The sequence below is a fragment of the Streptomyces sp. NPDC050842 genome, assembly GCF_044456565.1.
Taxonomy (GTDB): Bacteria; Actinomycetota; Actinomycetes; order Streptomycetales; family Streptomycetaceae; genus Streptomyces.
In genome coordinates, this window is the sequence record NZ_JBITGA010000011.1 from 22,265 (window position 1) to 34,289 (window position 12,025).

General features: G+C 69.7%; 12 protein-coding genes and 2 pseudogenes. 5 read left to right on the forward strand and 9 right to left on the reverse strand.

Annotation, left to right across the window (positions count from 1 at the left end; genetic code table 11):
* Positions 1 to 82 precede the first annotated feature (82 nt).
* Positions 83 to 1,525 carry an MFS transporter gene (locus tag ACIBG6_RS31455; RefSeq protein ID WP_399226116.1) on the reverse strand — a complete coding sequence of 481 codons (1,443 nt, stop codon included), beginning with the start codon at positions 1,523 to 1,525 and terminating at the stop codon, positions 83 to 85.
* On the opposite strand from ACIBG6_RS31455, the gene ACIBG6_RS31460 reads away from it, so the two are divergent.
* Positions 1,524 to 1,697, forward strand: a complete 174-nt coding sequence (locus ACIBG6_RS31460) for a hypothetical protein (RefSeq protein ID WP_399226117.1) — start codon at positions 1,524 to 1,526, stop codon at positions 1,695 to 1,697. The two genes, ACIBG6_RS31455 and ACIBG6_RS31460, sit on opposite strands and share 2 nt — an antisense overlap.
* Here ACIBG6_RS31460 and ACIBG6_RS31465 read toward each other — a convergent pair.
* Positions 1,689 to 2,327 (reverse strand): annotated as a pseudogene (locus ACIBG6_RS31465) (M20 family metallopeptidase); the annotation flags it as partial. The gene ACIBG6_RS31460 and the pseudogene ACIBG6_RS31465 overlap by 9 nt on opposite strands.
* On the opposite strand from ACIBG6_RS31465, the gene ACIBG6_RS31470 reads away from it, so the two are divergent.
* Both ACIBG6_RS31470 and ACIBG6_RS31475 read left to right on the forward strand, forming a co-directional pair.
* On the forward strand, positions 2,229 to 2,771 hold the full coding sequence (locus ACIBG6_RS31470; RefSeq protein ID WP_399226352.1) for an FMN-binding negative transcriptional regulator: 543 nt from the start codon (positions 2,229 to 2,231) through the stop codon (positions 2,769 to 2,771). The pseudogene ACIBG6_RS31465 and the gene ACIBG6_RS31470 overlap by 99 nt on opposite strands.
* 40 nt (positions 2,772 to 2,811) lie before the next feature.
* Positions 2,812 to 3,519: a B3/4 domain-containing protein gene (locus ACIBG6_RS31475; protein WP_399226118.1), complete on the forward strand. Its 708-nt coding sequence runs from the start codon at positions 2,812 to 2,814 to the stop codon at positions 3,517 to 3,519.
* Positions 3,520 to 3,642: 123 nt separating this feature from the next.
* Here the strand turns inward: ACIBG6_RS31475 and ACIBG6_RS31480 are convergent, their stop codons facing one another.
* The 6 genes from ACIBG6_RS31480 to ACIBG6_RS31505 all read right to left on the reverse strand — a co-directional run bounded on the left by ACIBG6_RS31480 (position 3,643) and on the right by ACIBG6_RS31505 (position 9,071).
* A complete protein-coding gene (locus ACIBG6_RS31480) occupies positions 3,643 to 3,990 on the reverse strand; it encodes a hypothetical protein (RefSeq protein WP_399226119.1) in 348 nt (115 codons plus the stop codon).
* Between the two features lie 229 nt (positions 3,991 to 4,219).
* Positions 4,220 to 5,029: a strictosidine synthase gene (locus tag ACIBG6_RS31485; RefSeq protein ID WP_399226120.1), complete on the reverse strand. Its 810-nt coding sequence runs from the start codon at positions 5,027 to 5,029 to the stop codon at positions 4,220 to 4,222.
* Between the two features lie 56 nt (positions 5,030 to 5,085).
* Positions 5,086 to 5,952 (reverse strand): alpha/beta fold hydrolase, encoded by an 867-nt coding sequence (locus ACIBG6_RS31490; RefSeq protein ID WP_399226121.1) that lies wholly within the window; start codon positions 5,950 to 5,952, stop codon positions 5,086 to 5,088.
* 171 nt (positions 5,953 to 6,123) lie between these two features.
* The gene (locus ACIBG6_RS31495; protein ID WP_399226122.1) at positions 6,124 to 7,128 is read right to left on the reverse strand and encodes an NADP-dependent oxidoreductase; all 1,005 of its coding nucleotides are present in this window, start codon (positions 7,126 to 7,128) and stop codon (positions 6,124 to 6,126) included.
* Between the two features lie 134 nt (positions 7,129 to 7,262).
* Entirely contained in the window at positions 7,263 to 8,318 is a 1,056-nt protein-coding gene (locus ACIBG6_RS31500) for an aldo/keto reductase (RefSeq protein WP_399226123.1), read from the reverse strand.
* A 60-nt stretch (positions 8,319 to 8,378) separates the two neighbouring features.
* Positions 8,379 to 9,071, reverse strand: a complete 693-nt coding sequence (locus ACIBG6_RS31505; RefSeq protein WP_399226124.1) for an SDR family oxidoreductase — start codon at positions 9,069 to 9,071, stop codon at positions 8,379 to 8,381.
* Between the two features lie 119 nt (positions 9,072 to 9,190).
* On the opposite strand from ACIBG6_RS31505, the gene ACIBG6_RS31510 reads away from it, so the two are divergent.
* Both ACIBG6_RS31510 and ACIBG6_RS31515 read left to right on the forward strand, forming a co-directional pair.
* Positions 9,191 to 9,760, forward strand: a complete 570-nt coding sequence (locus ACIBG6_RS31510) for a TetR/AcrR family transcriptional regulator (protein ID WP_399226126.1) — start codon at positions 9,191 to 9,193, stop codon at positions 9,758 to 9,760.
* Positions 9,761 to 10,632: 872 nt separating this feature from the next.
* Positions 10,633 to 10,818: pseudogene (locus ACIBG6_RS31515) on the forward strand (CorA family divalent cation transporter); the annotation flags it as partial.
* Positions 10,819 to 11,207: 389 nt separating this feature from the next.
* On the opposite strand, the gene ACIBG6_RS31520 reads toward ACIBG6_RS31515, so the two are convergent.
* Positions 11,208 to 11,921 (reverse strand): alpha/beta fold hydrolase, encoded by a 714-nt coding sequence (locus ACIBG6_RS31520; RefSeq protein WP_399226127.1) that lies wholly within the window; start codon positions 11,919 to 11,921, stop codon positions 11,208 to 11,210.
* Positions 11,922 to 12,025: the final 104 nt, after the last annotated feature.

Genomic DNA, 12,025 nt, shown 5'->3' on the forward strand with positions numbered 1-12,025 from the left:
TTCTTCGTCCGGGGGATGGCCCCCGGATGGAATCGAACTCCTGGGACGGCTCCACGGGCAAGCACCGTGATCGTGCTACGAGTTACTGGTCGGCGCTCCCCGGCGGCTGTCCCTCGTGACGGCGGGCCAGCCCGCTGAGTGCGGCGGCCGCCAGGGCGCAGAGCGCACCGACGAGCCAGACGGTGCGGTAGCCGTTCTCGCCGGGCTGGCCGGTCGTGGGAGAGACGAAGGCGCTGAGGAGGGAGGCGAAGAGACCGCCGGCGACCGCGCCGCCCAGGGTCTTGACGTTGTTGTAGAGGGCGGCGGCGATACCGGTGCGGGAGGCGTCCGACGCCTCGACGATCACGGTGGGCATGGCGCCGAGCGACAGGCCCATCCCGAGCCCGAGGAGGAAGGACTCCGCCGCCATCTTCCACACCGCGTCGTGGACCAGCGCGAACAGGAGGAACGCGGTGGCCACCAGCCCGAACGCCGTGACCAGGGTGGCTCGGTAGCCGATCCGCCGGGCGACCGCCGCGGTGGCGAAGGAGCCGAGGACGGCGGCGACGTAGCCCGGTAGTGAAACGAGTGAGATGGCCAGGGCGGACAGGGCGAAGCCGTATCCCGTCGTCGCCGGATCGGCGGCGAGGAACATCGTGTTGGGGGCCTGGCTCCCGAAGTAGAAGACGCCGAAGAGGAAGGCGGCGAGGTAGAAGGGGCCGGCCTCGCGGCCGGTGAGGGCGCGGAGGTCCACCAGCGGTTCGGCGGTGCGCCGCTCCACGAGGATCCAGATGGCCAGGAGAACGACACCGAGGATGAGCGGGCCGAGGACCGCAGGGCTGCCCCATACCCCGTTCTTCGCCGCGCCGACGCCGCTCAGCAGGGCGAGGACGGCCGCGCTGAGCAGTGCCACGCCGGGCCAGTCGACCCGGCCGGTCGCCCGATGGGCGGACTCGGGAACAGCGACGTACGAGACGGGCACGCAGACCAGTGCGAGCGCGGCCGGTATGAGCAGGGTCAGGCGCAGGTCCCCCGAGGCGGAGTGGACCAGTGCCAGGGCCAGGCCGCCCACGAGGGAGCCGAGCGCCAGCGAGCCGACGAGCAGGGCGATGGCCCGCCGTGCCTCGGCGACGGGCAGCCGGTCGCGTACGAGGGCGATCTCCAACGGCAGCAGTGCGGCGAGCGGTCCTTGGAGGAGCCGCCCGGCCAGCAGGACCGGGTAGCTGTCCGCCAGTGCCACGATCAGGGTTCCCGCCGCGGTCACGGCGAGGGCGATCCGGAGCATTCGCCGGTGCCCGTACAGGTCGCCGAGGCGCCCGAACAGGGGGACGCACACGGCGGCGGCAAGCAGCTGGACGGAGATGATCCAGTTGGTGTCGGCGGTGCCGATGCCCAGGTGCGCGGCGAGGTCGGGAAGGAGCGGTGTGATGCCCGCCTGGAGGATCCCGCTGGTGACCTCGAAGAACACGAGCAGGCCGACGACGGCGGTGACGGCACGCGCGGGGACCTGCGCGACCGGTCTGGCCGGGCTTTTGGTGTGGGTCATGGATCACTCCTGCGAGGAGAGCGAGACCGGGGATCCGGCGGAGGAATCGGACGTCACGCAGGACGGATCCGGAGGGGGCGGAGGCGGCGCGGGCGAGGCGCCGCAGGGCCAGTCCGGCGAGCAGCGCGGCGGCGTGGGGCAGCGCGGCATCGTCGTAGACGGCCTGGGGTGAGTGGTTCATCGGGGCCGTGGTGGGGTCCGTGCCGGCGGGGCAGGCGCCGAGCCCGAGGAACGCGCCCGGCACCTCGCGCAGCACGAAGGAGAAGTCCTCCGAGCCCACTAGCGGCGTCGGCGCCAGGAAGACCCGGTCCTCGCCGAGGACGCCCCGGGCGGTTTCGATGGCGAACGCGGTCTCGCCGTCGTGGTTGATCGTCGGCGGGTACTGGTAGACGTAGTCGATGTCCGCGCTCACGCGATGGGCAGCGGCGATGCCGTGCACGGTCCGCTCGAACGCCTCGCGGACGGCCGTCCGCGAGGCGTCGGAGAAGGTCCGGACGGTGGCGGAGAAGCGGCCGGATTCCGGGATGACGTTGGGCGCCGTACCGGCCTCCAGGCGGCCGATCGTGACGACGGCCGGGTCGAAGATGTCGATCTCGCGGGTCACCAGGGTCTGCAGCGCGGTGACCATCGTGCACAGCGCGGGTACGGGGTCGACGGCGGCGTGCGGGGCCGAACCGTGGCCGCCGACGCCCCGCACGGTGACGTGGACCGTGTCGGACGCCGCGAGCACGGGACCCGGCCGGGTGGCGGCGAACCCGGTCGGCGCCCCACGGGAGACGACGTGCAGGGCGTACGCGGCGACGACCCGCTCACCGGCCGCGTCGAGCACCCCCTCGTCGATCATGATCTTGGCGCCGCGCGCGCCAAGCCCGACACGCCTCCCACCGACGGCGTGCCCACCAGTTACTACGCGGCCGTCCAGTTCATCTGCCAGGCCCACATCGTCGACGAGCCGGAAGCCAAGGCCGAGCTACTGCGCCGACAGATGGCCCAATTTCAGCCCGACGGCGACCACGCCCCCATCGAGGTCGACCAGACGCCGTACGGGCGGATGCTGCCCGGCATCCGCGGTCTGACGCTGGAGGTGACGGAGGTCCGGGCCAAGTTCAAGTACGACGACCACAAGCCCGTAGAGCACCGCGCCACCGTCGCCGAGCGCCTCACCGACCGCAAGCAGGCCCTCGACGAGCCCACGGCCCGCCAGCAGCGGCGCCGCCTGGACCGCATCGGCCCCTGGAAACCCTGACCCCGCCCACCCCGCACCACCTCGGAACGGAGCTCTACCCATGACCGCCTTCCGCATCACCCCCGCCGTCGCCAACGCCTTCCCCGACACTCTCATCGCCGTGGTCACCGCCAGCGGACTGCGCGGCCACGAGCCCTGGCCCGACACCGCCGCTGCACTCGACGGCCTTGAGCAGCAGCTGGCCGCCGGCGCCTGGGCCCCGGCCGACGAGAGCGACCCTCGGATCGAGGCGTGGCACACCGCCTACCGCTCTTTCGGCACCAACCCCCGCCGTATCCGCCCCAGTGTCGATGCCCTGGGGCGCCGCATGGCCAAGAAGGGCAACCTGCCGCGCATCAATCCGGCCGTCGACTCGTACAACGCCGTCTCCGTCCACCACGGCCTGCCCGCAGGAGCCTTCGACCTCGACCACGTCTCCGGCGCCGTCGAGATCCGGTACGCGGACGGCGCCGAGGAGTTCACCCCGCTCGGTGAACCCGACATCACTGAGAACCCCAAGCCCGGCGAGATCATCTACACCGACGCCGCCGGCGTGCTGACCCGGCACTGGAACCACCGCGACGCCCACCGTACTCGCGTCACCGAGGACTCCACCCGCGTCGCCTTCGTCCTCGAAACCCTCCACGCCACCCGCGACGGCCACCTGCTCAAGATCGCCGCCGAGGAGCTACACGGCCTGCTGATGCTCCACGCCGAGCACACGCGCGTGCACTACCTCAGCCCGGAACATCCGGAAGTCACAGCGTGAGCCCGCTAGGACATAGAAGCCGAAAGGCTGGGTTCGCTGTCAACCGCCTCGATTGGATGACAAGGGACAACTAGAAAGGCAAGCTGGCCGTCTCGCGCACCGCAGGCCCGAGCAGCTCGCCGGTCAGGACGACGTGCCACGGGCTTGCGTGAGCCGCCAGGAGGCGCCAAGTGCCGAGAGTCGCCCTCGCATTGCCTCTCGCTGGTCCTCCAGCTCCAACGAGGCCGGGGAGAGGAGGTAAACGGTGCCTGTGTAGGAGCGGAACCCGATGCGTTCCCCTCCTCGGGCGATCTTGGCGTTCACCCGGTCCCACTCGGCTCGGTTCCTGAGGCGGTCGCTGCTGAGGTCGGTAACTCCGGGCGAACATGCGACGGCCCGGCAGCCGGCCATGAGCCGGTGGATCGCTTCCGTGGCGAGGATGGCGCCGAGGCCGTGCCCGCGCCACTGCTCGTCCAGGCTCACCCTGTCCATGACGAGCAGGGCAGAGTGTAGGGAGCGCGGCTTGGTGAGCACGGGATCCTGCGGGAACGTCGGATTCCGCGAGCGATGAGCACTGCTTGAGTCGGGTTGATCATGAGCAGGGCGCGCCACGGGGACCTTCTCGGTAGTCACCGTAAGTAGCTGGCGGGTGGCGACCAGCCCGGGGTGGATGGATCGATTGCTCAGTAGGTCCGTCGGACCTGCTCCACGCTCTGGCCGTTCACTCCTGGTAGCGCGGGAGGATGTCGCCGTTCTTGACGAAGGTCAAGGCGGCGGCGACGTCGTATGCATGGATCGCGGAGGCGAGCGGTGTTAGCCGGTTGGTCAGGCCCTCGATCGCGTTGCCGGTGAAGAATGCGTCCCGTGCTGCGCTGTCGCTGAACCCGAGGACGAGGGAGGCGTGGAATCGCTGGTCATGGGGGTTGTCGTGGGCGACGTTCGGGGTGTCCCAGAGCTTTTCGCTCCAGGGCAGGAACGTCTGCGTGCGCAGTTCCTTCAACGCTGCGGCGTCGGCGAGCGCGGGAACGAACTGCTGGTTGACGAACTTCCGGAACTCGCCTGCGCCGACCCCGTCTCTGCGGCGCAGGTAGATCAGGGTGCGGGCACCGACCGTCTCGCCGGGGCCGGCGACGTCATACCAGCGGGAGGAGTTCGGCGGGCCGGCGTACAGCAGGGTGCGACGGAACACGTTGATCTCGTCGGCGTGGGCCAGCTTCGCCTGCTTGCGCCCTTTCAGGGGCGCAAGCGCCGATCGGAAGGTGACCTCGGCGACGCCGTCGATCTTCCGGTCCCCGGGGATCGAGGTCTGCACCCCATCGGTCGCCGGCCACCGGCCCGGGTTGTGCTCGGCGAGGTGGATCTGCCGGTACTCCTCCAGGCCCGGGGTGGCGGAGATGATCCCTGAGTGCGGTCCCTTCCAGTGGTCCATGCCGGTCTGGCGGGGCTGGTCGGTACGCACCCACAGCAGGATCGAGGAAGTGAGGTGCTTCTTCTCCACGCCCAGCTGAGCGGCGGACGGTGAGGTGCTCATGGTGCTGCTCTTCTCTCCCTGGTCGCCGAACGTGCAGCTGCGGTGTTCGCCAGAGGTCAACGGGCGAGGAACTCGACCGCGAGGGGGGCGAACTGCTGGTGGTACTGGAAGATGCCGCCGTGACCGGAGTCGGGGTAGATGATCAGCTCGCTGTCCTTGATGCGTCGGTGCAGGTCCTCGGAGAGGACCGAAGGCACCATGCGGTCGTTGTCGCCATTGGCGATCAGGGTGGGCTGGGCGAGCTGCGACAGGTCGTCGGGGGTGGAGCGCCCCCACTTCTTGATCGCCTTCAGCTGCGTCTGGAATGCCTTGACCTTGATCTTCGCATCGCGGTCGGCAGTGCGCTCCTTGAGCCGGCTGACGAACGCGCGCGCGGCGGGCTTGCCGGTGGTGTTGCGGTTGAAGAACAGGAATTCCTTGGGATCCGACCGGGTCAGGGTGGCGCGCAGCATGTCCCAGTACGTGATGCCGGCGACCTTGTCGATGTCCTTGCCGCCCTTCGGCCCGGTGCCGGTGAGGGCGAGCTTGCGCACGAGCTCGGGGTGCTTCACCACCAGGGCCTGGGCGATCATGCCACCGAGGGAGAAGGAGAAGACGTCGATCTTGTCGAAGCCGAGCGCCGTGATGAAGGTGTAGGCGTCATCAGCCATCGCCTCGATGCTGTCCGGCACCTGGCCCGTGGAGGCCCCGACACCGCGCTGATCGAAGGCGATGACGTGACGGCCCTTCGCGATGGGGTCGATGATGCGGGGGTCCCAGTTGTCCAGGGTCGCGGCGAGGTGGACGAAGAACACGACGGGGACGCCGCCCTTGGGTCCCAGCTCGCGGTAGGCGTAGGTGACGCCGCCGGCGGTGACGGTGCGGGTCGGGGCGTGGGCGTACGAGGTGATGACGGGTTCGTTCGGGGTGCCGGTGTTGCTCATGATGGTTTCTCCCGGTGTGTTTCTGGTCGCGTGCCGCGGGGTGGTGGCGGGTCCGCTGGGGCCGATGACGGCCCTGCCGAAGCCGGGCGTCAGGCCCGTGACCAGGCGCATCACGCCTTACTCGGCGTGGACGGTGAACTGGTGGAGCTGGTCGATGTCGGTGGGTCTGCCCTACGTCATGGAGACGACGACCTTGCCGGCCTTCGCCCGGCCCTTTTCGACGTACTCCATGGCCTGGAGGGTTTCTTCGAACGGGAAGACGGTGTCGACGACGGGGCGGATCTTCCCGGTGTCGATGAGGGGGGTGAGTTCCCGCAGCTGATCGCCACTGGCCTTCATGAACAGGAAGGAGTACGTCACGCCCAGGCGCTTGGCCTGGCGGCGGGTCTTGGAACTGAGCGCGGTCATGGCCAGGCGGAGGACCGGGTTCGCGCCGAGTTCGCGGGCGAAGGCCCGGTCGGGCGGGCCCGCGACGCTGATGGCGGTGCCGCCGGGCTTGAGGACGCGCAGGGACCTGGCCAGGTTGTCGCCGCCGAGGCTGTCGAGGACGACGTCGTAGCCGTCGAGGATCTCGGTGAAGTCCTGGGTGCGGTAGTCGATGACTTCGTCCGCGCCGAGGCTCTTGACCAGGTCGACCTTGGCGGTGCTCACGGTGGTGGCCACGTGAGCGCCCAGTGCCTTGGCCAGCTGGACGGCGATGGAGCCGAGGCCGCCGGCTCCCGCGTGGACGAGGACCTTCTGGCCGGGCTGTACACGGGCGCGCTCGACCAGCGCCTGCCATGCGGTCAGGGCGACCAGGGGCAGGGAGGCGGCCTCGGTCATGGTGAGGGTGGTGGGTTTGGGGGCCAGGTCGTCCTGGTGGACGGCGAGGCGTTCGGCGAAGGTGCCGATGCGGTCCTTGTCGGGCCGGGCGTAGACCTCGTCGCCCACCGCGAAGCGGGTGACGGAGGACCCGACCTGCAGGACCTCTCCGGCGAGGTCGTTGCCCAGGACGAGGGGAAGACGGTAGGGCAGGAACGCCTTGAAGTCCCCGTTGCGGATCCTGAGGTCCAGCGGGTTCACGCCCGCCGCGTGGATCTTGACCAGAACGTCGTCGGCGCCCACCTGCGGGTCGGGCATTTCGGCGGCGCGCATCCCCGCCTGGCCGCCGTACTTCTCGACCATGAAGGCCCTCATCGTCGTCTCCGTTCCGTGTCCCGTCCGTGGAAGGGGGCGGGGTCTGTCCTCGCCCCGGGCTTCTCCCAGTACGAGATAGTTTGTGTTGTTTTTCTGGCTGCGGCTGGGCGCACCGCGTCCTCGGTCGCAGCCGGTCAGGCCACCGGCACGACAGGGGCGGTGACGCGGTCGGCTGCGCCTCCCTGAAGGCGGTCCAGGGAGGCGCCGATCCCTTCATGGGGCGCGCCGAGCGGCACCGCGCTGACCTCGGCCAGTCGGGTGTACTGCGCGTCGGTCAGCTGGACGTCGAGGGCGCCGAGGTAGTTGTCGAGCTGGACAAGGGTGCGCGGGCCGACAATCGGGACAAGCGTGGCCACGGAGCGGGCGGCGCGCTCGCGCACCCAGGCCACCGCCACCTGGGCGGGCGTCACGCCGGTCTCCTCGGCGACGGCCAGGACGGTGTCAACGACGGCGGTCTTCTGGCCGGTGCTCTCGGTGTGGATGACCATGCCCAGGTCGCTCAGGCGCCCCTCGGCGGAGCTGCGGTATTTGCCGGTGAGCAGTCCGCCGCCGAGCGGGGACCAGAGGGCGGCACCGAGTCCGAGGCTCTCGGCCATGGGCAGCAGTTCGCGGTCGGCCGTGCGCTCGACGAGGCTGTACTCGTGCTGGATGCCCACGATCGGCGCCCAGCTCTTCAGGTCCGCGAGGGTGACCGCGCGCGAGACGCGCCAGGCGGGGAAGTTGGACAGCGCGGCATGGTGGATCTTGCCGGCGCTCACCAGGTCGTCGAGCCCGCGCAGGAGTTCCTCCATCGGAGTGAGCTCGTCGGGAAAGTGCACCCACAGCAGGTCGATGTAGTCGGTGCCCAGGCGCTTCAGGCTGGCCTCCACCGAGGCGACCAGGTTCTTACGGCTGTTACCCGTCTTGGAGATGTCCGGCTGCGGAGCGGCGCCGAGGGCGAACTTCGTGGCCACGACAAAGTGGTCGCGGTCGGCGGAGATCAGCTTTCCGGTCAGTTCCTCCGACTCGCCGAACTGGTAGCCGTCCGCGCTGTCGAGGAAGGTGCCGCCGGCCTCGGCGAACCGGTCGAAGATCCGGCGTGCCTCGTCCGGCTCGGCGCCCGCGCCCCAGCCGGTGCCGAAGTTCGCGGTGCCCAGCGCGTACTCGGACACGCGCAGTCCGGTCCTGTGTCCGAAGGTCGTGTAACGCATGAGATGTCCTTACTTGAAGGCAGGAAGGCGGTCGCGTCGCGCCGGGTGACGGGGTGAGCGTCAGCCCGCGTTCGTCCGGGGTGCCGCGGACAGGCTCTGCTTGACGTACCGGCTGGTCTCGTCGGCGAGGATCTCGGGCAGGCCCGTCTCGATGCCGTACAGGGCCTGGGCCGCGACGTCGGCGGCGGCGACCTTCTGGTCTGCGGGGACGTCGGCGGCCATGTCGGTGTCCATGTAGCCGACGTGCAGCGCCGAGACGGTGATCCCGCGCGGTGCCAGCTCCTCGCGGGTCGCGTCGCTCAGCGCCCAGGCGGCAGCCTTGGAGGCGGCGTAGGAGCCGAGTCCTGCCGGGTGCAGCCAGGACAGGGCGGACAGGACGTTGAGTACGGCGCCGCCGCCGTTGCCCTCGATGACGGGGGCGAAGGCGCGGGTCGCGGCGAGCGGGCCGTAGAAGTTGGTCTCCATCTCCCGGCGCACCTCATCGGTGTCGCCTCCGATCAGCGTCGCGCCGGTGGAGATGCCCGCGTTGTTGACCAGCAGGGTCGCATCCGACGCGATGCGGGCGGCCTCCCGTATCGATGCCTCGTCCGTCACGTCGAGGCGCAGCGGGATGACGCCCGGCACGTCGACCGTCTCGGGGCGGCGGGCCGCCGCGTACACCTTCGCGCCGCGCTCCACGAGCTGTGCGGCGAGATGCCGTCCGAGGCCCCGGTTGGCGCCGGTGACGACCGCGACCGCGTTCTTCAGTTCCATGCCTGCTCCTGGTCTTCGGCGGGCGCCGTCGAGTCGCACGCCCCATGTTTAGATTACGAACCCAATCTAAACATGGGGATACGATAGATGCCAGTCGACATCCAAACGGGAGGGTGATCATGGGCCGCGTATCGCAGGCGCAGGCGCAGGAGAACCGCAGGCGGGTGGTGGACACCGCCTCGCGGCTGTTCCGGGAGCAGGGCACCCAGGTGAGCGTCGCCGACCTCATGAAGGCGGCCGGCCTGACCCACGGCGCTTTCTACAAGCAGTTCACCTCCAAGGAGGCGCTCGTCGACGAGGCCACCGCCCACGCCTTCGACGAGCTCGCTCGGACCCACACCGCAGGGCTCGCGCAGTACGAAGGGCAGCGCGACGCCGCCCAGCGGGCCCTGATCGACGCCTACCTCTCCGTCGGACACCGCGACGACCCGGCGAACGGCTGCCCGGTCGCCGCGCTCGCCACGGACCTCGCGCGCGAGGGCGGGGGGCGTGAGGCCCGTCGTGTCTACACCGAGGGGGTGGCCGACTTCGCCGACTTCCTCGCCACCGACGACCAGGACGGCATCGTCCGCCTCTGCACCCTGTTCGGCGCGCTGGTCCTGTCCCGGGCCACCAAGGGCTCCCCGCTCTCGGAGGAGATCCTTGCCGCCGCGCACGCAGCCTTGATCAGGGGCGCGGCGGTCGAGTAGGCGATGCGGGTGATCCAGCGAACACGGGGGCCGAGCTGACACTATCTGCGGCACCTGGCCCTGTGCTCACTGTGGATCGTGCCGGATTGGTTCGGCGTCGTCTGCGATGCGCAGGATCTGCTGTGCTTCTCGGAGGAAGTCGCGCCCGCGGGACGTTGGCGCGAGGGGGCGGGTGTCCCGGTCGATGATCCGGAGGCCGGCCCTGTGCCGCAGGAAGCACGGCCGAGGGCGAGGAACCCGACGACATCACGGGAGGCTCGGCATGACCCAGACGAGTCTGAGCACGGGGCGGCCGTCCGGCACCCCAACAGCTCCCGCACTCCCGTCCTCCCCTGCGGCCCAACCGCATGACCACCATCACTGCAGCCACCCTCACCCGAGAGCGTCAGCGCCGAAGAAACTCAATGCTTCATCTGCACTCGAGTGAGCCGATGAAGGACGAAAGTGGAGCCCCGCCGACTAACCAGCGAGGCTCCTCCGGGAGCATGCTCATGAACCCACGACGCGCGTTCGGACAACAACCGAGGACGAACCCGCCCTAGACGGCAAGGGTACGAACCGTTGGACACTTACCGAAGGCTCCCGCCGAGACGGACCGTTCAGAACACGCACGACCCGATCATGCTCTTCCCCTGACACTATGCGTAGCCGCTTCTCCGAGCCGAGAACTAGCCTTGACCAGGGGCTGCGCTCCTGCCGAAGCAGCGCCAGCTGGGGAGAACCTGGGGAGAATCAAGCCGCCGTGGGGAGCGGCTGGGGAGAATCGACCGCGTAAGGCGATGTCATCGTGAAAGCTCCGGAAAGGAGCAAAGCCGCAGGCCAGCATCCCTTAGACGTCTATCTGCGCAGGTCAGCGCCCCGAGGGCGAGGACTTCTTGAAGATCTTCTCGTGGGCGGCGATTCCCTTTGCTCCCACACTGGTGGGAACTATTTATGGCATGAGCTTCGACTCCATGCCGGAGCTGCGCTGGGGCCTCGGGTGACCCTTCACCACCGACTTGATAGGGGTAGCATGCAGCAGTTTGTACGTTATTTTCAAGCGGAGAGGCCGGCTGTAGCGGGCACCTGTCTCAAACACGCGCCGCGCACTGTTTGCGCATCCATCGCCGCGCGAACCGCCCATGCGGGGCGCTGGGGAGAAGTGATGCGGGTGATCTCCTCGCCCTAGCCCCAAAGGGGCCCCTGACCTGGACTTTCGAGGTTCCAAGGACGCTGGGGAGTATGTGGGGAGAAGCGGAGCCGCCAACCGCTCCTCACGCCTGCGCCATCAAGCCCGCCCGCCGGCCGGTCGACCGGCCTCGGCGCAGTTCACCGACGGCACCGCACATCACCGTGAGCAACCACGGACAGTGACCCAGACCCTCCACCCGGCTAGGACCTCAACGCGCCCGGACCGGTGGCACCCCGCCTGCCCGGTCCCGCTCCTGTCGTCGCGGAGGCCAGTCGGTCAGCTCGTCGCCCGTACCGCGTCCCTGATCAGGTCGGCGACCCGTGTGGGCTCGGAGAGGACGACGGCGTGGGAGGCGTCCGGAAGTTCGACGACGACGGCTCCGGCTCGGGCGGCGCCGAAGCGCTGGACCTCGGGGCTGATCGTGCGGTCCGCCCCGGCCACCAGGGCCCAGGACGGTTTGGTCCGCCACGCCGCCGCGGACGCGGTCTCGGTGAAGGCGGCCGTGGCGAGCGGGCGTTGGGCCGTTGCCAGGGCGCCGGCGACGTCCTCGGGCACGTCCGCCGCGAAGACGGAGGGAAAGGCCGTCTCCTCGATGGTGACCTCGACCGCCGAGTCGCCGTCGAGGAGCGGGTACGTCCACTCCTTCAGGTGGCCCGTCAGCGGGGACTCGGGGAAGCTCCCTTGGAGCTGGCCGAGGCTCTCGCCCTCGTGGGGCACGTAGGCGGCCACGTAGACGAGCGCGACGACGTTCTCCGCGGCGCCGGCCACGGTGATCAGCGCACCGCCATAGGAGTGGCCGACGAGCACGGCCGGGCCGTCGACCTGCGCGAGGACGGAGGTGAGGTAGGCGGCATCCGATGTCAGCCCCCGCAGCGGGTTCGACGGCGCGATCACCGGGATACCGCTGCTCCGCAGTTCCGAGATGACGCCTATCCAGCCTGTCGCGTCGGCGAAGGCACCGTGTACGAGGACGACGGTGGGGTTGGTCATGCGAGTTCTCTTCTCGGTGTCGGGCCACGTGTGGGGCGTCGTCACGACGGTCAGGGTGTGGGTGCGGCCCGGTGTTCGACTGGAGGCCCGTGCGACCGTTGCTG